The 19,858-nt window shown below is 66.9% G+C and carries 21 protein-coding genes; 7 read left to right on the top strand and 14 right to left on the bottom strand.

Going from position 1 to position 19,858, the window contains the following annotated elements; all coding sequences use genetic code 11:
- Positions 1-10: 10 nt before the first annotated feature.
- The 4 genes from ASE64_RS08380 to ASE64_RS08365 are packed head-to-tail and all read right to left on the bottom strand — an operon-like array spanning position 11 to position 3,163.
- Positions 11-736 carry a DUF72 domain-containing protein gene (locus tag ASE64_RS08380; protein ID WP_055778702.1) on the bottom strand — a complete coding sequence of 242 codons (726 nt, stop codon included), beginning with the start codon at positions 734-736 and terminating at the stop codon, positions 11-13.
- On the bottom strand, positions 733-1,650 hold the full coding sequence (locus ASE64_RS08375) for a sucrase ferredoxin (protein ID WP_235480541.1): 918 nt from the start codon (positions 1,648-1,650) through the stop codon (positions 733-735). The genes ASE64_RS08380 and ASE64_RS08375 overlap by 4 nt, the downstream gene beginning before the upstream one ends.
- A complete protein-coding gene (locus tag ASE64_RS08370; RefSeq protein ID WP_055778699.1) occupies positions 1,647-2,906 on the bottom strand; it encodes a cupin domain-containing protein in 1,260 nt (419 codons plus the stop codon). Before ASE64_RS08370 ends, ASE64_RS08375 begins: the two co-directional genes overlap by 4 nt.
- Positions 2,906-3,163 (bottom strand): hypothetical protein, encoded by a 258-nt coding sequence (locus ASE64_RS08365; RefSeq protein ID WP_055779836.1) that lies wholly within the window; start codon positions 3,161-3,163, stop codon positions 2,906-2,908. The genes ASE64_RS08370 and ASE64_RS08365 overlap by 1 nt, the downstream gene beginning before the upstream one ends.
- Before the next feature lie 128 nt (positions 3,164-3,291).
- On the opposite strand from ASE64_RS08365, the gene purM reads away from it, so the two are divergent.
- Positions 3,292-4,398, top strand: coding sequence for a phosphoribosylformylglycinamidine cyclo-ligase (purM, locus tag ASE64_RS08360; protein ID WP_055779833.1), 1,107 nt, complete (start codon positions 3,292-3,294; stop codon positions 4,396-4,398).
- A gap of 273 nt (positions 4,399-4,671) precedes the next feature.
- Positions 4,672-5,043 (top strand): hypothetical protein, encoded by a 372-nt coding sequence (locus tag ASE64_RS08355; RefSeq protein ID WP_055778697.1) that lies wholly within the window; start codon positions 4,672-4,674, stop codon positions 5,041-5,043.
- Positions 5,044-5,116: 73 nt separating this feature from the next.
- On the opposite strand, the gene ASE64_RS08350 is transcribed toward ASE64_RS08355, so the two are convergent.
- Positions 5,117-5,995, bottom strand: a complete 879-nt coding sequence (locus tag ASE64_RS08350; protein ID WP_055778694.1) for a phosphoribosylaminoimidazolesuccinocarboxamide synthase — start codon at positions 5,993-5,995, stop codon at positions 5,117-5,119.
- A complete protein-coding gene (gene purD, locus ASE64_RS08345) occupies positions 5,992-7,263 on the bottom strand; it encodes a phosphoribosylamine--glycine ligase (protein ID WP_055779830.1) in 1,272 nt (423 codons plus the stop codon). Before purD ends, ASE64_RS08350 begins: the two co-directional genes overlap by 4 nt.
- A gap of 55 nt (positions 7,264-7,318) precedes the next feature.
- On the opposite strand from purD, the gene ASE64_RS08340 reads away from it, so the two are divergent.
- Complete coding sequence (locus tag ASE64_RS08340) at positions 7,319-7,684, top strand: sterol carrier family protein (protein WP_055778690.1); 366 nt, start codon at positions 7,319-7,321, stop codon at positions 7,682-7,684.
- Between the two features lies 1 nt (position 7,685).
- Here ASE64_RS08340 and ASE64_RS08335 read toward each other — a convergent pair whose 3' ends face one another.
- Both ASE64_RS08335 and ASE64_RS08330 read right to left on the bottom strand, forming a co-directional pair.
- A complete protein-coding gene (locus tag ASE64_RS08335) occupies positions 7,686-8,090 on the bottom strand; it encodes a RidA family protein (RefSeq protein ID WP_055778687.1) in 405 nt (134 codons plus the stop codon).
- A 33-nt stretch (positions 8,091-8,123) separates the two neighbouring features.
- The gene (locus ASE64_RS08330) at positions 8,124-8,753 is read right to left on the bottom strand and encodes a LysE/ArgO family amino acid transporter (protein ID WP_055778684.1); all 630 of its coding nucleotides are present in this window, start codon (positions 8,751-8,753) and stop codon (positions 8,124-8,126) included.
- A gap of 68 nt (positions 8,754-8,821) precedes the next feature.
- Between ASE64_RS08330 and ASE64_RS08325 the strand changes: the two genes are divergently transcribed.
- Positions 8,822-9,733: a LysR family transcriptional regulator ArgP gene (locus ASE64_RS08325; RefSeq protein WP_055778681.1), complete on the top strand. Its 912-nt coding sequence runs from the start codon at positions 8,822-8,824 to the stop codon at positions 9,731-9,733.
- On the opposite strand, the gene ASE64_RS08320 is transcribed toward ASE64_RS08325, so the two are convergent.
- A complete protein-coding gene (locus tag ASE64_RS08320; RefSeq protein ID WP_055778678.1) occupies positions 9,730-10,530 on the bottom strand; it encodes a putative protein N(5)-glutamine methyltransferase in 801 nt (266 codons plus the stop codon). The genes ASE64_RS08325 and ASE64_RS08320 overlap by 4 nt on opposite strands.
- 118 nt (positions 10,531-10,648) lie before the next feature.
- Here ASE64_RS08320 and ASE64_RS08315 point away from each other — a divergent pair, with 118 nt between their 5' ends.
- Positions 10,649-10,948 carry a hypothetical protein gene (locus ASE64_RS08315; RefSeq protein ID WP_235480540.1) on the top strand — a complete coding sequence of 100 codons (300 nt, stop codon included), beginning with the start codon at positions 10,649-10,651 and terminating at the stop codon, positions 10,946-10,948.
- On the opposite strand, the gene ASE64_RS08310 is transcribed toward ASE64_RS08315, so the two are convergent.
- The 4 genes from ASE64_RS08310 to ASE64_RS08295 all read right to left on the bottom strand — a co-directional run bounded on the left by ASE64_RS08310 (position 10,945) and on the right by ASE64_RS08295 (position 15,594).
- Positions 10,945-11,178 carry a DUF3073 domain-containing protein gene (locus tag ASE64_RS08310; protein WP_055778674.1) on the bottom strand — a complete coding sequence of 78 codons (234 nt, stop codon included), beginning with the start codon at positions 11,176-11,178 and terminating at the stop codon, positions 10,945-10,947. The two genes, ASE64_RS08315 and ASE64_RS08310, sit on opposite strands and share 4 nt — an antisense overlap.
- Positions 11,179-11,263: 85 nt before the next feature.
- Positions 11,264-13,294, bottom strand: a complete 2,031-nt coding sequence (locus ASE64_RS08305) for an APC family permease (RefSeq protein ID WP_235480539.1) — start codon at positions 13,292-13,294, stop codon at positions 11,264-11,266.
- A gap of 315 nt (positions 13,295-13,609) precedes the next feature.
- Positions 13,610-14,521: a hypothetical protein gene (locus ASE64_RS08300; RefSeq protein WP_055778669.1), complete on the bottom strand. Its 912-nt coding sequence runs from the start codon at positions 14,519-14,521 to the stop codon at positions 13,610-13,612.
- Positions 14,518-15,594, bottom strand: coding sequence for a hypothetical protein (locus tag ASE64_RS08295; protein WP_055778666.1), 1,077 nt, complete (start codon positions 15,592-15,594; stop codon positions 14,518-14,520). The genes ASE64_RS08300 and ASE64_RS08295 overlap by 4 nt, the downstream gene beginning before the upstream one ends.
- A 71-nt stretch (positions 15,595-15,665) precedes the next feature.
- Between ASE64_RS08295 and ASE64_RS08290 the strand changes: the two genes are divergently transcribed.
- Entirely contained in the window at positions 15,666-17,048 is a 1,383-nt protein-coding gene (locus tag ASE64_RS08290) for a glycine--tRNA ligase (protein ID WP_055778663.1), read from the top strand.
- A 50-nt stretch (positions 17,049-17,098) separates the two neighbouring features.
- On the opposite strand, the gene ASE64_RS08285 is transcribed toward ASE64_RS08290, so the two are convergent.
- On the bottom strand, positions 17,099-17,563 hold the full coding sequence (locus ASE64_RS08285; protein WP_055778661.1) for a DUF805 domain-containing protein: 465 nt from the start codon (positions 17,561-17,563) through the stop codon (positions 17,099-17,101).
- Positions 17,564-17,779: 216 nt separating this feature from the next.
- Between ASE64_RS08285 and glgX the strand changes: the two genes are divergently transcribed.
- Positions 17,780-19,852, top strand: coding sequence for a glycogen debranching protein GlgX (gene glgX / locus ASE64_RS08280; protein ID WP_055778658.1), 2,073 nt, complete (start codon positions 17,780-17,782; stop codon positions 19,850-19,852).
- Positions 19,853-19,858 lie beyond the last annotated feature (6 nt).

Here is a 19,858-nt window from a genome sequence, read left to right as displayed (position 1 = left end):
GCAGCCGCGGCTAGAGCAGCATGGCGCGGAGCGTGCGGGCGTTGCGCACCGCGTGCCCCGCGCCATCGTTGTTGAAGTAGGCCGAGACATCCCGGCCCTGCGCCTGCCACTCCCGGATGCGATCGGCCCACCATGCCAGATCGTCATCCGAGTACGACCCGGCATAGAGCGTGCCCGTGTCGGGTCCGTGCAGGCGCACATACACGAACGGCGCGGTCGCGCGCAGAATGCAGGGAAGGCCGGCGCCGCTCATCACGCAGAGCGCGGCGCCGTGCCTCTCCAGCAGCTCGTAGACGCTCTCGTCGAACCAACTGGTGTGGCGCGGCTCCACGACCACGCGCATCCAGTCGGGCAGGGTGCCGAGGAAGTAGTCGAGACGGGCGTCGTCGCGTTCGAGATTGGGCGGCAGCTGCACCAGCAGCGGTCCCCGACGGTCGCCGAGCGCGTGCATGGCGCGGCGGATGCGCTCGGGCCAGGGCTCGGGCGAGTAGAGGCGGCGGCCGTGCGTCAGGCCGCGTGGCGCCTTCACGGCGAGCTCGAACCCCGGCGGCAGCCTGTCGTGCCACCCCGCGAAGGTCGTCTCGCGGGGCCAGCGGTAAAAGCTGGCGTTCAGTTCTACGGTGTCGAACTCGGCCGTGTACACCGCGAGGCGCTTCGCCGTCGCGAGGCCAGGCGGATACAGCACGTCCTGCCAGTGGTCATAGCTCCACCCGCTCGTGCCGATTCGCAGGGTCACTGCGACGGGGCGTCGGCGATCTCGACCGACAGCAGGCGGTATTCGCGGCTGCGGCCCGGTCGGGTGGCGGAGCAGGTCGACAGCAGAGGCTCTGACAGCGTCTCGGCCAGCATCACCTTGATGGTGGCGGCGGGGTACTCGAGCTCGATGCGCCAGACTCCGTCGGCGAATTGGGCCGAGGTCGGGCCGAGGATGTCGATGCGCTCATCGTCGAGGGTGGCCCGAGCGTGGTGCTGCGCGGCCTGCACCGCGTTCGGCAGGGAGCTGCGGCCGCGGAAGAAGCGTTCATCGACCCGGCCCTCGAGGTAGCGGGTGACGAGACCCACCGCGTCCGCCCCGTCTGCTCGACCGTAGTAGAGGCCGTGCGGCAGCAACACCAGGGTGCCGGCGAAACGGTCTCCGCCCAGGTGGGAGCACTCCCACGTCTCGTCGGGAAAGGACTCGGCGAGGGTCTTCACGACCTGGCGTCCGCGCACCGCACAGCACTGGTCGTGCCGCGCATGGGCGCAGACGGCGACGATCGGCTTGTGCGAGACGACTCCCACCGAGCCGTCGAGAGGAACGTCGAGCAGCTCTTCGGCCGTCTCGACCCATCCCCACTTCACGCCCTCCGAGCCGGGTCGCGAGTCGACGAGGGCCCAGCGGTAGCCGTCCTGCGGCTCGCGCTTGCCGGTTCTGCGAATGGCGAGCGGCCGCATGCCGAGCGACTCGACTCTCTTCACCAGCGCGCGACCGACGTCCGTCGGCAACGTGGATTCGAGAAAGGCGTGCTGGCCCCACGCTCCGGAGATCTCGACGAGAAACCACTCTGTTCCTCGAGAACCCGTGCCCGGCAGGGGATCACCGCGCTCGCGGGAGCGATCGCTGCACGGTCGCCAGTCGGGCAGCACCTGCCGAGCGCTGAGGTCGGTCACGCCTCGAGCACCAGAACACCCTCGCGTACCAATCTGCGGCACACCACGATGGCGTCTTCGTCGTCGAGTCCGGGCAGCGCGCCTACCGGCGTCGACTCTCCGAGCAGCAGCCGTTCGAGGGCGGTGTGGGCCACGAGCGGCAGTGAGAGCGTACGGGCGCCGGCCGTGAGGCTCACGGTGTCTCCTCGCGCCTCGACGCGACCTGCGAGCCCGAGACGCCAGCGAACCACGGATGCGACGTCGAGATGCGCGAGGCCCGCGACGGTCGCGAGCGGGCGCACCGGCTCGGGCCGGGTGATGTTCGTGAATCGGCGTGCGAGTGATGCGGCCGCAGCGTCGGGTGTGAGCGGGTCGTCGTGGATGGCGGCGACGAGATCGGCCAGCGTTTCGGCGAGAACGCCCGCGAGGGCATCCGGATCGCCGAGGTCGAGGCCGAGGGGCAGCGACGAGCGAAGGGATGCGTCGGCGCGCGTCTTCGCGATGACCTGGGAGACGAGGTCGGCCCGGGTGAAGGCGCTCATACCGATCGTGAGATGCACCGACGTGTCACCGAGCGCTTCTGCCGAGTGGATCCAGCCGCGCGGAAGGTACAGAACGTCGCCGGGCTGGAGTACTTCGTCGATGACGGGTGCGTTCGTCGCCTCGTCGGCGACAGCCTTCGCGTGCTGGGACCAGGGCTGATCGGCCAGCGGGTCGGGATGCACGGGGGAGTGGATTCGCCAGCGCTTCTCGCCCGCGATCTGCAGAACGAACACATCGTGCACGTCGTAGTGCGGATCGAAGCCTCGAGACGATGCGGGAGTGACGTAGGCGTTCACCTGAACGGGATGCCCGAGGTCGGCCAGCAGGCGCGTGGTGAAATCGATGATCGGGGGCCATGTGCGATGCAGGCCCTGCAAGACGATCGTGGCACCGGCCGCGAACTCGGTCAGCACCTTGTCGCTCGAGATCTGGTCGGCGATCTCGGCGCCGAATCCTCCCGGAGCAGTGAACCGATCTTTCGCGAGCACCTGGCCTTCTATCGCCATGCGCATGAAGGGCGTGCGGAGGCCGCGCTCCGAGACGAGCTCGTCGACCGCATCGCTCGAGAAGAGGTCTGAGAAGTCGCGCTCGAGGCTGTCTGCCCGAGATAGGAGGGGGCCTTGGCCCCAGTAGTCGGCGGCGAACTCGTCGGCGCCGATGCTGATGCAGCGAGAAAGCGCGGGCCGGTTTCCCGACCCGCGCTCGGCCCTCGCTTCGTGAGGGCTAGGGTTCATCACGCCGATCCGTCGGCTCCGCCGTCGTGACCGCCGGGGTTGGCTCCGCCATCAGCGGTGCCCTCTCCCTCGTCGGCCGATCCGTCGGCTCCGCCGTCGTGGCCGTCGGGGTTGGCTCCGCCGTCTGCCGGGCCTTCGCCCGCAGAGGCCGCGCCGTCCGCGCCACCGTCGTGTCCGCCTACGTTGGCTCCGCCATCAGCGGGGCCTTCGCCTGCGTTGTCGGTTCCTGATGTGATGTCCTCGTCGTTGATACCCATCGGTTCTCCTCCCACGGTGGATGTCTGGCCACCATCGATGAACACGCTACTCCCGTCGACCGACAGCGCGGCAGGGGGTTTACAGATGTTGCTACGAGAGTCGCAGGTGGCGCACATAGGGAAGAATGATGAGCATGAGCAACAGCTATGCCCAGGCCGGCGTCGACACCCACGCCGGAGACCTCGCCGTCGAGCTGATGAAGACAGCGGTCTCGAACACGCACGGCCCCCAGGTCGTGGGCGGATTCGGCGGTTTCGCCGGTCTGTTCGATGTCTCCGCCCTCAAGCAGTTCGATCGACCGCTGCTGGCCACGTCGACCGATGGCGTGGGCACGAAGGTGGCCATCGCGCAGGCCATCGACAAGCACGACACCATCGGACAAGACCTGGTGGGCATGGTCGTCGACGACATCATCGTCGTCGGTGCCACCCCGCTCTTCATGACGGACTACATCGCTTGTGGCAAGGTCGTTCCCCAGCGCATCGCAGACATCGTCGCCGGTATCGCGCGTGCCTGCTCCGAGACCGGCACCGCACTCGTCGGTGGCGAGACGGCGGAGCACCCTGGCCTGCTCGGCCCCGACGACTACGACGTCGCGGGCGCTGCGGTGGGAGCAGTCGAGGCCGACGCCCTGCTCGGCGCGCACCTCGTCGAAGACGGCGACGTCGTGCTCGCCCTCGCGTCGTCGGGACTGCACTCGAACGGGTTCTCCCTCGTGCGTCACATCCTCTCGTCTCGCGGAATCGGATACACCGATTCGTCGACCGAATTCGGCGGCGTCGTCGGCGAGGTCCTTCTCGAGCCCACCCGTCTCTACACCTCGCCGCTGCTGCGCGTGCTCGGCGACCCTGCGCTTGCGGGCTCCGTTCACTCGCTGTCGCACGTCACCGGAGGCGGAATCGCCGCGAATCTCGCGCGGGTTCTTCCCCGGGGGTCGTGGGTCGAGGTGGAGCGGTCGACCTGGTCTCCCGCGCCGGTCTTCCGCGTGCTCTCAGACCTCGCTGCGTCGACCCTCGAGAGCTCGGAGGGCACCTGGAACCTGGGCATCGGCATGTTCGCGGTCGTCAAGGCAGACGCGTCCGACGCGATCTCCGCCGCCCTGACGGCCGATGGCATCCCGACCTGGCAGGCAGGCGTCGTGTCGCTGGGCCAGCGTGACCTCGACGGATTCGAGCAGGGTGCGAAGGGTGTCGACGGGGGTGCGGTGCGACTCGTCGGCCGCTTCGCCGAGTAATCGAGGGCCATCCTGGTCTCATATGCGACCAGAAGAATATATCGGAACTGTAACGAGAGCTTGAGATCGGCGGAGATCAAGCGCTACTGTCGGTGAGCACGCCAACCCGGGCGTCCACGATCTAAGGAAGGGAGTTGATGGCAATGGACAAGAACAATGCGATCGCGTCACGCGATTTCTACGCACACACCCTTATCCAGGCGCTCCTCCCTTCGGTTGTCATCGACTGAACCGAGCCGAGCAGCGCCTCCACTTCTCTCGGAGGACACTCTCGTGTTTCGTTCAACCACCGGCTCCGACCTCGGCGCCGTTCTTTCTTTCTCTTCTCCCGGACCTGATCCGTGGGTAGACGCTCTGCAGTTCCTCGCCGGCCAGGATGCCGGTACGTACCGTGACGAGTGGACGTGGCTCGCCTTCCTCGACGGTCGCCCGCTCGCCCGGGCGATCTGGTGGGGGCCGGCCGACGCTCTGCACCCCACCCGGCTCGACTGTCTGTTGGTCGACCCGAGCGTGCCGCATCCGGAGGTGTGGAGTGGAGCACTCGTACGCTCCGCCCTCCGCGCCTTCGGTGACGCGGGCGCGACAGCGCTGCCAACCGAGGCGCCCGTCGCGCGACCTGCCTTGATATCGGCGAGGCGGCGGTGACTCAGGAGTGATGGATGGTGCTGGTCGACAGGCACCATCCATCACGCCCGACACGAGGCGTGCCGCCGCGCGGCTACGCGGTGAGTCGCGCGAGCAGCTCGCGATAGCGCGCTGCCGTCTGTTCGACGATCTGCCGGGGCAGCTCCGGCGGAGGACCTGCGTTCGGATCGGTGGTGTCCCAGTTGGCAGAGAGCCAGTTGCGTACGATCTGCTTGTCGAAGCTGGCGAGTCGGTCACCCGCAGCATAGGCCTCGGCGTCCCAGTACCTGCTCGAGTCGCTCGTGAGAACCTCATCGGCCAGGGTGATCTCGCCGGTGGTGCGGTCGGCGCCGAACTCGAACTTCGTGTCGGCGAGGATGATTCCGTGGGCTTCGGCAATAGCGGATGCCCGTGAGTAGATCTCGAGCGAGAGGTCACGCAGGCGTTCGGCCACGTCGAGGCCGACGAGCTCGATCGTGCGCTCGAACGTGATGTTCTCGTCGTGATCGCCCAGCTCGGCCTTGAACGCCGGGGTGTAGATGGGTTCGGGTAGTCTGTCGCCGTTCGCAAGACCTGACGGCAGGGCGACGCCGCAGACCGACTGCGACTCCTGGTACTCCTTCCAGCCGGAGCCCGAGAGGTAACCGCGCACCACGCACTCGATCGGGAACATATCGAGGGGCTTCACGAGCATCGCTCGGCCGGCGACCTCGACCGGAACGTCGTCTTGACTGCCCACGAGGTGGTTCGGAACGCCGGTGAGCTGATCGAACCACCACAGGCTCAGCGTGGTGAGCAGCTCGCCCTTGCCCGGGATGCCGGGCTCGAGCACGTGGTCGTATGCGCTGACCCTGTCGCTTGCGACGACCAGCAGCGTGTCGGCGTCATCGATGCTGACGGCGTCGGTGGGAATGTAGAGGTCGCGCACCTTGCCGCTGTAGACGTCGGTGAATCCTTCGATCTCGATCGTCATGCCGTCGCCACCTTGGCCGCGATGTCGGTGCGGTGCTGAGACCCTTCGAGTCCGATGAGTTCGATGGCCTCGTATGCGCGGCGCCTCGCCTCGGCGAAATCGGATGCGGTGGAGACGACACTCAGCACTCGTCCTCCCGTCGCGACGAACTCCCCGTTCTTCACGGCAGTAGCGGCGTGAGCGATGTGCGTACCGGCGACCGTCTCGGCCTCGGAGAGGCCGGTGAGCACACGTCCGGTGACCGGCGTGCCCGGGTAGTTCTCGCTGGCGACGACGACGGTGACCGCCACATCGGTCGAGAACGCGGGTCGGGGTTGATCGACGAGCGTGCCGCTCGCCGCCGCGAAGAGAAGCTCGCTCAGCGGTGTCTCGAGCCGGGGCAGCACGACCTGCGTCTCGGGATCACCGAAGCGCGCGTTGAATTCGATGACGCGAATGCCGTCGCGGGTGAGGATCAGGCCGCAGTAGAGCAGACCGATGAACGGCTTCTCCTCCGCGGCGAGCTGCCTGATGGTGGGAAGAGCGATCGTGTCGATGACCTCGTCGACGAAGGCGTCTTCGCTGCCGAAGCGCTCGTCGAGCCAGGGAAGCGGCGAGTACGCGCCCATGCCTCCGGTATTCGGCCCCGCGTCGCCGTCTGCGAGTCGTTTGTAGTCCTGAGCTGGCGACAAGGGGCGCACGGTGTGCCCGTCACTGAGCAGGAAGAGCGAGACCTCTTCTCCGTCGAGGAACTCTTCGATGAGGATCTCGCCGTGGCTCAGCCAGTGCCGCGCGTGATCCAGGGCGGCATCGCGGCTCTCGGTGACGAGAACGCCCTTGCCTGCAGCGAGCCCGTCGGCCTTGACCACGTAGGGCGCGCCGAATTCGTCGAGCACCCGCTCGGCATCGGCGATCGTGCCGGCGCGTTCGGCGCGGCCGGTCGGCACGCCGGCCTCGGCCATGATGTGCTTCGCGAAGGTCTTGCTGCCCTCGAGTGCCGCGGCCTCGCGGCTCGGCCCGAACACCGGAATTCCCCGGCTGCGCAGCGCATCGGCCACTCCGGCCACCAGAGGTGCCTCGGGCCCGACGACCACCAGGTCGATGTCACCGTCCTGCGCGAAATCGACCACGGCATCCGGATCGTCGGCATCGATGCCGACGACGGGAACGACGAGTGCGATACCGGCGTTGCCGGGTGCCGCAACGATGTCGTGCTGACCGGGCTCGGCGAGGAGCGCGGTGATGATGGCATGCTCGCGCGCGCCGGATCCGAGGACAAGAATCTTCACAGCCACAGCTTAGCTTCGAAGAATTTCTCGGACCGCGCGTCTTACCCTGAGAACTATGGCAAAGACACGCATTCGAACTCTCGACGGAGAGGCCGCCATCGCGGCCACCACGGCACAGGGCGACGCCGCTTCGCGGGACGCGACCGCCACGGCTACGCGCTATCTTCTGCAGTGTCTCGCAGACGCGGCTCAGGGCAACACCGTCGAGGTCCGGGTGCCGCCGTTCGGCGCGGTGCAGTGCATCGAGGGCCCCGGCCACACCCGCGGCACTCCGCCCAATGTGGTCGAGATGGATGCGGCGACCTGGCTCGAGCTGGCGACCGGCCGGCTCGCGTGGGCCGACGGCATCGCCGCCGCGCGCATCCATGCGTCTGGGCAACGCGCCGACCTCACCGGCTACGTGCCGGTCGAGCGCCCCTAGATCAGTCGCGCACCGCGGCGATCGCCTCGACCTCGACCAGCTGATGCGGATAGCCCAGCACGGTCACGCCGAGAAGCGTGCTCGGGGCGTCGTGATCGCCGAACGCCTCGCGTACGACATCCCACGCGACCACGAGGTCCGGCTGTCGAGTCGTCGCGACGAGGACGCGCGTCGACAGAACGTCGTCGAGATTCGCGCCCGCCGCCGCAAGGGCCGTTTCGAGGTTCTGCATGCACAGCCTCGCCTGGGCGGCGATGTCTCCGCGAGCCGCGACGTCGCCGTCCGCACCGAGAGGGCAGGCGCCCGCGAGAAAGACGAGCCTCGCGTCTGCGGGAGCGGTCGAGGCGTACGCATACGGAGCCGACTGAGCGAGGGAATCCGAGCGGATGAGCGTGACAGCGGTCATTCTGTCAGCCTAACCAGGCGGGGTAGCGCGGAGTCAGAACCCGACGGCCATCCGGATGCCGAGGGCCAGCATCACGACGGCGATCAGGGCATCCAGGATGCGCCACGAGTTCGGCCGTGCGAAGAACGGTCGCAGCAGGCGCGCGCCGAAGCCGAGGGCGCTGAACCAGAGGATGCTGCCGAGCATCGCTCCGCCGGCCCACCACCAGCGCTCCGCCGCGCCCTGCTGGTTCGCGACCGATCCGAGGAAGACGATGGTGTCGAGATACACGTGAGGGTTGAGCCAGGTCAGAGCCAGCGCCGTCAGCGCCGCGGTCTTGACCGAGATCGAACCGTGCTGCGTAGAAGGTTCGAGCGTCTGTGGGCGGAAGACTCGTCGGGCGGCCAGCAGCCCGTAGCCGATGAGGAAGGCCGATCCGACGATCCGGATGATCACCAGCGCGATCGGAGCCTTCTCGATCACGACACCGATTCCCAGGACTCCGGCGGCGATGAGCACGGCGTCGGAGACGGCGCAGATGGCGACGATCAGGGCGACGATGCGCACCCGCGCCGCGATCCCGAGCCGCAGCACGAAGGCGTTCTGCGCGCCGATCGCGATGATCAGCGCGAGCCCGGTGCCGAGGCCGAAGAGGGCGGGGAGGAGGGTGGTCTCGAGGGTCATGCTCTGACCGTAGGAGAATCTCGAATCGCGGTACAGCTAATCTTTCTTACGAAGGATTAGGAGAGCTAATGCCAGCGTTTCACCTGGAGCACCTGCAGACCGTCCTCGCCGTGGTCGAAGAGGGGAGCTTCGATGCCGCTGCCCGCCGCTTGCGCGTGACGCCCTCGGCGGTCTCGCAACGCGTCAAGTCCCTCGAACAGTCGTCGGGGCAGATCCTGCTGCAGCGCACGACACCCGTGGCGCCGACGGAGGCGGGTTCGGTCGTCTTGCGGCTGGCGCGGCAGGTCGCTCTTCTCGACGCCGATGCTCGCTCGGCCTTGCACGCAGACCAGGGTGACGGCGCGGTCGCGCTCACGATCGCAGTGAACGCGGACAGTCTGGCGACCTGGTTCCTCGAGGCCGTGGCGCCCCTGGCCGTGACGGGCCGTGTTGTCTTCGACATCCATCGCGAAGACCAGGAGCACACGACCTCGCTGCTGCGTTCGGGAACCGTGATGGCTGCGGTGACGTCGACGTCGGGCCCTGTGCAAGGGTGTTCTGTCGAACCGCTGGGAGCCATGCGTTACCGAGCGGTATGCACGCCCCGGTTCCAGGCTGACAACGCGATCGAACCGAGCGACCCGTCGTCGCTTATCCGCGCGCCGAGGGTGGACTTCGACAGGCGAGACGAGTTGCAGGCGGATTTCGTGCGTCGCGCTGCGGGTGACGCCGATCCGGCAGCGCAGGCTCGGCACTTCGTTCCCACCTCGAGCGACTTCGCCCGCTCGGTCGTGTTGGGGTTCGGCTGGGCCATGCTTCCCGAGCAGCAGTGCGCAGCCGAGCTCGCGGCGGGACGCCTCGTGGAGTTGGCGCCCGGCAGCTTCACCGAAGTGCGCCTGTTCTGGCAGCGCTGGAATCTCGCATCTGCCACGCTCGACTCGGTCACGGATGCCGTTCGTCGCGGAGCGCGTGCCTCACTGCATCCGTTCGGTCGGCCCTAGCGCGGATTCGTCGAGATCACGATCGAGGTGTCGTGATCGTCGGAGTACTCGATGCGGCTCCTGAGCCCCACCCGCTCGAACAGCTCGACCGATCGCGGCGCCTGCTGCTCACTCGCCTCGACCAGAACGTGGCCGCCGGGAGCGAGCCAGGCACGGCACTCGGCCGCCACGCGGCGCTGCACGTCGAGTCCGTCGCCGCCTCCATCGAGCGCATATGTCGCCTCGAAGAGCCGAGCCTCGGGCGGCATCGAGCCGATCGCATCCGTCGGCACATACGGGGTGTTGCAGACGAGCACGTCGACGCGACCGCGCAGTGTGCGAGGGAGCGGCTCGAACAGATCGCCGCAGACCACGACAGCCGGATGCGGGAGATTGCGTCGGGCCGTGGCGACCGCGCGCGGATCGATGTCGGCCGCGTAGATCTCTGCGGCCCATGGTGAACGACCCCGCGACTCTCGCACCGCGAGGGCGATGGCGCCCGACCCGCAGCAGAGATCGAGAACGACCGGATGCTCGTGCTCCCGTGCCAGCTCGGCGCCGCGACTAGCGAGGAACTCGGTTCGGCGACGCGGAACGAACACCCCCTCGTCGACCAGAACCCGCACGCCGGCGAATTCGGCCCAGCCGAGGATGTGCTCCAGCGGAACGCCCGAGACGCGACGGGCGATCAGCTCCTCGAGGGCATTGCGATCGATCGTACGACCCGTGCTCGTCGCCTCGACGAGCAGCTGCGCTTCGTCTTCGGCGAAGACGCATCCCGCGGCGCGGAGGGCGAGGACGGCCCGCTCGAACTCCATCACACGATTATGCTCTCGAGGCACGGCGACCACGCGGCAATGTGCGAGACAATAGGGTGTGGCTCATCCCGACGACTCGACTTCTTCTGTTCCTGCCGACACAACACACGATGTTGTGGTGAGGCGATCGCCTCGCTTCGTGCGGTTCATCGCCGTGGGGGTCGTTCTCGCGATTCTCATCACGCTGATTCTGACCTTCGTGTTTCCCGAGACGCCGAACTACTCTCGGGCTCAGGTCTTCGGGTTCGTCGGAATCATCCTCGTGACCGTGTTCGTCGGGCTGTCGGCCGGCGTGGCTGTGGCCGTCGACCGGGCGTCGACCCGCCGCGCACGAACTGTCGTCATGACGACCAGCGAGCGTGTCGACGGCGAGACGGAGACCGGCTCTGCTCAGCTCGACGAGGATTCGACGAACTAGGCGCGCTTCTGGCGCGGCTCGTCGGTGTCGAGCAACTCGGGGTTCACAACCGTGACGCCGTCGAGTTCGGACTCGTCTTCGTCTTCGTCGATCCACTTGGAGTAGTCGGGCTCACCGTCGGAGGGGTGGCTCAATTCGCGCTCGAGCGCGGAGTAGTTGGTGTCGGGACTGAAATACTTCAGCTCGCGAGCAACCTTGGTGTGCTTAGCTTTTTGACGGCCGCGCCCCATGCGAGACCCCCTCACCTCTCGGGCCGGGGGATGAGAACGCCACCCGGGAGTCGAATAACTTACAAAACTTGCGCCAGTTTAGCACCTACTGTTGCTGCGACCTTGCGTGTCGCCGTTCCTGGCGGGGCGTGCGCGCAACAGGGCGCACCGGCTCGCCTCGGCGCTCGGCTCCCGGCAACGGGCGCGACCGGCGGCCGTAGATGACCTCGGAGGAGTCGAGGAGCCACGGCACCAGGGCGATGGTGACTCCGTGCACCAGCATCAGGCGCTTGCGGATGCGACGAGCCTTGTGATTGTGCAGGAGGGTCTCCCACCAGTGGCCGACGATGTAGATGGGCGTGTAGACGGTCACGACTTCGGAGCCGTGGATCGTTCGGCGCTTGGCGATGTACTGGCAGAGAGGTTCGGCGACGTCTCGGTAGGGCGACACGATGATCTTGAGAGGCACAGAGATGTTCATCTCTTTCCACGCCTTCTCGAGGGCATTGGTCGACTCGTCGTCGATCGAGAGGTGCACGGCCTCGATGCTGTCGTGCTGGGCCGCGATCGCGTAGTCGAGAGCCTTGAGAACGGGCTTCTGCATGCGACCGACGAGAACGATCGCGTGGTCGCCGTCGGCGCCGAAGGTCGTCGTCGCGTCGACCTCGATCTCTTTGCTCACATCGCGGTAGTAGCGGTTGACGCCGAGCATCAGAACGTAGAGCACGGGCATGATGGCGAAGACCAGCCAGGCGCCGTGCGTGAACTTCGTGATGGTCACCACGATGAGGACCACGGCGGTGAGGAGGGCACCGAAGGCGTTGATCGCTAGGCCTCGCCACACGGCCCCGCGGTTCGAGCATCCCCCCTTCAGCATGCCCCACCAGTGTTTGACCATGCCGGTCTGACCCAGGGTGAACGATACGAAGACGCCGATGATGTAGAGCTGGATCAGGTGGGTGAGGCTGGCCTGGTAGACCACGATGATGAGCGTGGCGAACAGCCCGAGGATGAGGACGCCGTTGGAGAAGACGAGACGGTCGCCGCGCGTGAGCAGCGATTTCGGAGCATAGGAGTCTTTGGCCAGAACGGAGCCGAGCAGCGGGAAGCCGTTGAAGGCCGTGTTCGCGGCCAGCAGCAGAACTGCGGCGGTGGCGGCCTGGATCACGTAGAACAGTACGGAGTTGTTGCCGAAGACGGCCGAGGCGATCTGCGCGATGAGGCTGCGCTGCGGCTGACTCTCGCAGTTCTGGAAACCGATGAGGTGGCACGCGTTCTCGGCGTAGTGCACGCGCGCGATCAGGGCGAGGGTCACGAGACCGGCGAAGAGGACGATGGCGATGCTGCCCATCAGAACGAGTGTGCGCTGCGCGTTCTTCACCTTGGGGGTGCGAAACGCGGGTACTCCATTGGAGATGGCCTCGACGCCGGTGAGGGCGCTGCAGCCGCTCGAGAACGCTCGCAGGAGGAGCAGGATGACCGCGGCCTGCGTCAGGCCCTCTGCCTTGACGCCGTAGTCGGCCGATTCGGCGACCGGGGCGTTGCCGAGTATGGCCTGCGCCAGCCCGGAGACGATCATCAGTGCCACGCTGCCCACGAACAGATAGGTCGGAATGGCGAAGGCCTTGCTCGATTCGGCGACGCCGCGCAGATTCACGGCGGCGAGCACGATCACGAAGAAGACGGCGATCTCGACCCGGTAGGGGTTGAGAAACGGCAGTGCCGAGATGATGTTGTCGACTCCGGAGGCGACCGACACGGCCACCGTCAGGACGTAGTCGACCAGCAGCGCGGATGCGACGACGAGTCCCGCCTTCTCACCCAGGTTCTTGTGTGCCACCTCGTAGTCGCCCCCGCCGGAGGGGTATGCCTTGACGAGTTGACGGTACGAGGCGACGACGACCACGAGCAGGAGCACCACGGCCGCAGCGACCCAGGGCGCGAAGCTCAGAAACGCGAGACCGCCGATGAGCAGGATCATCAGCAGCTCCTGAGGCGCATATGCCACGGAGGAGAGGGGATCGCTGGCGAAGATGGGCAGCGCGAGCCGCTTCGGAAGAAGCTGCCCTTCGAGTTTGTCGGTCGGGAGCGGTTCGCCGATAAACCAGCGTTTTGCCGACTTGACTTCGTTAGTCACGAGTGAGAACACTACTCCGCGCGAACCCCATGTCAATGTGGCTGCGGTGAGCGTGCGGCCATGATTCACTCCGTCGACAGGCCCAGCCGGGGATACAGCGTCTCGAAGGCGTGGCGCAGACCGTATTCGAGGGTCGCTCCACCGTGAGATGTGCCGGGCGATATCGCGAGACTCGTCGTCATTCCCGCGGCCGTGGCCGCCCTCGCGAGGGTTCTGGATGCCCCGAGGTAGGGCTCGTCGAATTCCCCGCTTGCGAAGATGGCCCAGGTGTCGGTGAAGTGGTGCGTATCCAGGATGGACAGCGGTCGTGCACGCTCAGATGCCGCCGTTCGAGAAGCCGGCCACTGTCCACGCCTCCCGCGCATCCTGCACGTTGAATGTGGATCTGATGAAGGCGGGCACGTCGGCCGACAGATACCGCCGCGCGTCACCCTGGTAGCCGTCGATGCACAGCGGGTTGTTCGTATCGGCCCCGCCGAGCTGATCGACGGAGACGACGATGGGTGCGAGCCCCGAGTGATCGGCGGCGAACTCGTCGAGCACGTCTCCGATGATGTCGACGCTGGGGCTGCCGGGTTGGCCCATCATGAGCACGACCACGGGGAGGTCGGGCGGGTCGTCGACGAGAGCAGCCGGTGGCAGCCACACGACGGCATCTCGTGCGGTGAAGTCCGACGATGTGGCGGGGATAGAGACCCGACCCGTTCGGGAACCTGGCAGATCGCCGCGCGGCGTCCACCGAGCCGCCAGCGGAATCGAGTCGTCGGCGTCCGACGAGGTGCGTGGAACAAGGGGTGGCACCGTCAGCGGCGGCTGCGTCTCGACCCCGATCAGGTCGCCGAGCGTCGGCTCGAGGCCGAACCCCGCATTCACCCCGAGGGCGGCGGTGACGACGAACCACGGCACGGCGAAGATGGCCACGGCGCGACGCCAGCCTCTTGTCACGCGCACGCTCGCGACGGCGAGGCCGCATGCTGCCGAGGCGGCGTAGATCCAGCTTCGAGAGACGGTGCTGATGGGTGAGTTGAAGACGTCGAGAAGATCTTGCACGACCAAGACGACGGCCAGGCCGACGAGGAGGCCCGCGATCGCGCCGATGCCGACCACCCGCATCCACCGTCGAGCGGGCCGGCGCACGACGAGCGCCCCGAGGGTGGCGAGGGCGAGGGCGTCGACGATCCAGAGACCGGGGCCGGTGCGGATGTCGAGGTCGAGGAGAGAGGTCATCGACCGGCTCTGTAGGCCGCGCGAACGGCGAGTGCCTCGCGAGCTCCGTCGAGCAGCGGGTCGTAGAAGGAGGCCCGGTACGCGGGGGCGGTCGATACGGAGACGAGGAAGTTGAGAGACGAGACGCAGCTGAGGAACACGGCGGTCTTCAGCATCGCCGTTCGCACGGGCAGATCGACACCCAGCACCTGCGCGTTGTCACCGTGGCCGCCGAGCCAGCTGTTCAGCACCTCGTCGCTGAACGCGAGTGTGCCGAGCACGACGAGGAACACGCAGACCAGGGCGGCGAAGAGTGCCACTTGAAAGGCCTGTGCCATGACCATGACGACGCCGAGGTTGAATCGCTCGAGCGGCGTCAAGGGAGGGCCCTCCGTCTCGGGGGCCCGACCGAGGGTGGACAGCTCCTTGCGCATGATGGGAACGGCGAACAAGAGGCCGAGAACGACGAAGAAGACGGCGACGCCGACGAGTCGCGGCACGGTCATGCTCGCCGTCACCTCCCACAGGGCCCGAGCGAAATAGGCGAAGACCACCACGAGCATCAGGATGGGCAGCGCCCGTGTCGCCAGTTGGCCCAGAGCCCCGAATTGGCGGAGGGCCGCCCGCAGCGCCCACGCGAGCAGTGCCCCGATTCCGAGCCAGGTGAGGGCGAGGGCGGCGACGGCGACCGCCGCATTCTGACCGAGGGTATCGACGGGATCGTCGAACCCGAGCGCGCCGAAGAGCAGGGGATCGACCACGAGATAGAGCGCCAGCGAAACGAGGGCGACCGGTCTCTTCGCACCCGCCCGGGAGCGCAGAAGCCGAGAGGTCCAGAGGCCGAGCAGGGCCGGAACGACGGGGACGGCGATGACGAGCAGCAACGCGATGAGGGCCAGGGTCAGCTCGCTCGCCGAGACCGTGTCGAGATCGATGGTGACCTCGAGGACCACCGAACTCAGCACATCGAAAGACAGGGCGAAGACGAGAAACGGGGCGGTGCGTGCCAGAAGTGCTCGCGATCGAGCGCGCGGCGCCACGAAGTAAGGCAATCCGTGCTGGCGGAGCCAATGCTCGGTGTCGCGGTCTCCCATGGCCCCTCCCATAAGATTGTGGCTTATCCACCCGCTGGCAGCCGGCCGGTGGGCGACTTACGGAAGCCGTTATGCCCACATCTCCTCTTGATTCTGTCATTGCCCTCGCCAAGCGCCGAGGATTCGTCTTTCCCACCGGAGAGATCTATGGCGGCACTCGCAGTGCCTGGGACTACGGGCCCCTCGGTGTCGAGCTCAAAGAGAACATCAAGCGGCAGTGGTGGAAGTTCATGGTGCAGAGCCGCGACAACGTCGTGGGTCTCGACTCCGCCGTCATCCTTCCCCGCCAGGTCTGGGAGGCCTCCGGCCACGTCGAGGTCTTCAACGACCCGATGGTCGAGTCGCTCGCGACCAACAAGCGCTACCGCGCCGACCACCTGCTCGAGGCCTACGAGGCCAAGCACGGACATCCGCCGGTCAACGGCCTCGCCGACGTGCGCGACCCCGACACCGGCAACGTGGGCCAGTGGTCCGAGGTCAAGAAGTTCTCGGGAATGCTGAAGACCACGCTCGGGGTGCTCGAGGACGAGTCCGGAATGGCCTATCTTCGACCCGAGACCGCCCAGGGGATCTTCGTGGACTTCGCCACGGTGCTCAACACCTCGAGGCAGAAGCCGCCGTTCGGCATCGCCCAGGTCGGCAAGGCGTTCCGCAACGAGATCACCCCCGGAAACTTCATCTTCCGCACCCGCGAGTTCGAGCAGATGGAGATGGAGTACTTCGTTCAGCCCGGCACCGATGAAGAGGCGCACCAGTACTGGATCGACCAGAGCTGGGAGTGGTTCATCGGACTCGGCATCAACCCCGAGAACATCCGCCAGTTCGAGCACCCCCAAGAGAAGCTGTCGCACTACTCCAAGCGCACGGTCGACATCGAGTACCGCTTCCAGTTCCCGGGCAGCCAGTGGGGCGAGCTCATGGGTGTCGCCAACCGCACCGACTTCGACCTCAAGACGCACTCCGAGGCGTCGGGCACCGACCTGTCGTACTTCGACCAGACGTCGAACGAGCGGTGGATCCCCTACGTGATCGAGCCCTCGTTCGGCCTGACCCGGGCGCTCATGGCGTTCCTGGTCGACTCGTACCACGAAGACGAGGCTCCCAACTCGAAGGGCGGCGTCGACAAGCGCACCGTGCTCAAGCTCGACCCGCGCATCGCCCCCGTAAAGGCCGCGGTGCTTCCGCTGTCGCGCAACGAGGCGCTCTCGCCGCTCGCCCGCAAGGTCGCGCAGGATCTGCGCCAGAGCTGGAACGTCGACTTCGACGACGCCGGAGCCATCGGTCGCCGCTACCGTCGTCAAGACGAGATCGGCACGCCGTTCGCGATCACGGTCGACTTCGAATCCCTCGAAGACAATGCCGTGACCGTGCGCGAGCGCGACTCGATGGCGCAGGAGCGCGTGTCGCTCGATCGCCTGCAGGGCTACCTGGCCCAGAGGCTCATCGGCGCCTAGTCGACAGCCGTCCGGCTCCCGGTGCTCGCAGGCGCCGGGAGCCGAACAGGCTAACGGTCGAAGCGCTGGCCCTCGGGCTTCGCCGCGCTGGCGAACCAGACGATCAGGATGATCGATCCGATGAGCGGGATCAGGACCAGCAGGTACCAGGCGCCGCTGCGGTTCGTGTCGTGCAGTCGGCGCCATGCGAGCGCGAGCGTGGGGATGATCGTGGCGAGAGTCCACAGGCTGGCGATGACCGTGATGACGGTGGCCCCCGCCGTCATCGAGCTCGTGTCGCCCTGGCCGATGCCGCTTCCGCCGAGGGCGAGCGACAGGACGTTCAGAACGATGCTGACGATGATGACGACGAGCGTCCACCACCAGTACTCGCTGCGGCTGGCCCGGCCGGAGAACGTCGCGTACTTCGCGAAGAAACGTTTTACCGCGGCTCCGATGGGGGCACCGTAGTAGGGCTGGTCGATGGGCGGTTCGCTGCTCCGCCCGGTTGCGGGCGGCGAGGTGTATGACGACATGGGATCTCCTCTACGGTGTGTGCTGTATCGCCGCCGAGCCTAGAGATCCGGCGTGTGGCCCGAAGGGGGGATTGCAACGCGTCGAGGCGATCTGGCGAAGATCTACACCACAAGAATCGTTCGAGCGCTAGCCCCCGGCCCTGATGAGGCGCCATCCGCCGCACGCTTCTATCCTGCGAAGGCGATTGTTTCGCACTACTTCAGACAGGATCACCGATGGCCACCGCCCGCACCCTTCCCTATCCCCTCGGCTTCTCCCTCATCGACGGCCACTACAACTTCGCCCTCTACTCCGAGACGGCCGATGTCGTCTACGTGAGCGTCTTCGACGACGACGGAGAAGAGCGCCGTGTCGAACTTCCGCAGCGCACCGGCCACGTCTTCCACGGTTTCGTCGACGGCGTCGGCGTCGGAACGCGCTACGGCGTTCGGGTCGACGGCGCATGGAACCCGGAGGCCGGCCTGCGCCACAACGTGAACAAGCTGCTTCTCGACCCGCACGCCACGGCGATCGAGGGCGGCTACGACTGGGCGGCCGACAACCAGTCGTTCTTCGGTCACGACATGAACGAGCCGAGCACGCGGAACGACTCGGACTCCGCCCCGCACAGCCCTCGCTGCGTCATCACCGACTCGTCGTTCGACTGGGCCGATGACGAGGCCCCGCGCACGCCCCTCGCGCAGTCGGTCATCTACGAGACCCACGTGAAGGGCTTCACGAAGCTGCACCCCGAGGTGCCCGAGGAGATCCGCGGCACCTACGCGGGCCTCGCGCATCCGGCCGCCCTGAAGCACCTGACCGATCTCGGCGTCACCGCTGTCGAGCTGCTGCCCGTGCACCAGTTCGTGCAGGACAGTCACCTCACTGAGAAGGGTCTCCGCAACTACTGGGGTTACAACTCGATCGGCTTCTTCGCGCCGCACAACGAATACGTGTCGGATGCCGCGGGCCAGGCAGGCGGGCAGGTCACCGAGTTCAAAGAGATGGTCAAGGCCATCCACGCGGCCGGTCTCGAGGTGATCCTCGATGTGGTCTACAACCACACGGCGGAGGGCAACGACCTCGGTCCGACGCTCAGCTTCAAGGGCATCGACAACGCCGCGTACTACCGTCTGGTCGAGGGCGACGAGGCGCACTACTTCGACACGACGGGCACGGGCAACAGCCTGAACGTCAGCCACCCGGCCGCACTCGGCCTGATCATGGACAGCCTGCGCTACTGGGTGACCGAGATGCACGTCGACGGCTTCCGCTTCGACCTGGCGACCACGCTCACCCGCCAGGGCGGCGATGCCGAGATCCACAGCGCCTTCCTCACGCTGATCTCGCAGGACCCGGTGCTCGCGCCGGTGAAGATGATCGCCGAGCCCTGGGACACCGCCGGCTATCAGGTGGGCGGCTTCCCCGCCGACTGGTCGGAGTGGAACGGCAAGTTCCGCGATGATGTTCGCGACTTCTGGAACGGCACCGATTCCGTGCTGGGCACGGTCTCGCAGCGCATCCTCGGATCGCCCGATGTCTACGAGGCGTCGAGGCGCTCGCCGCTGTCGAGCGTCAACTTCATCACCGCGCACGACGGATTCACCCTGCACGACCTCACGTCGTACAACTCGAAGCACAACGCGGCGAACGGCGAAGACAACCAAGACGGCGAGAGCGACAACAAGTCGTCGAATGGAGGGGCCGAGGGCCCGACCGAGGACGAGGGCATCAACACCCGCCGCGACCGCAGACGACGGAATCTGCTCGCAACCCTGCTCCTCTCCGCCGGAGTGCCCATGATCCTCGGTGGCGACGAGCTCGGGCGCACCCAGGGTGGCAACAACAACGCCTACTGCCAGGACGATGAGATCTCGTGGTTCGACTGGGCGAACGTCGACGAGGAGCTGCTCGAGTTCACCCGAGCCCTGATCGCTCTGCGTGCCGAGAGCCCGGCCCTCCGCCCGAACTGGTTCCGTCAGGCCCCCGAGGTGCTGTCAGAGGTGCCGGATGCGATCGCCGCCGACGCCGTGGAGATCGTCCGAAGCGACGGCGAGAGCTTCGACGACCACGACTGGGACAACCCGAACGCCCGCACCGAGACGCTCGTGTTCACCCACGAGGGGGCGGACTCGTTCGCCCTGCTGCTGAATGCCGCCGAGAACGGCGTCGAGTTCCAGGTGCCGGAGGCGCCGGGAGCGGAGTGGGAGCTGGCGACTTCCAGCGATCCCGCTCAGGTCGTCGAAGGCGCAGTCACGACCCTGATCGTCTCGGGTGGTTCGTTCACGCTGCTGCGCTCGCGGGCGTAGCGCAGC

This window comes from Agreia sp. Leaf210, assembly GCF_001421485.1.
Classification (GTDB): Bacteria; Actinomycetota; Actinomycetes; order Actinomycetales; family Microbacteriaceae; genus Agreia.
The sequence above is the reverse complement of the archived record's forward strand: the minus strand, read 5'-3'. Positions and strand labels throughout refer to the sequence as shown.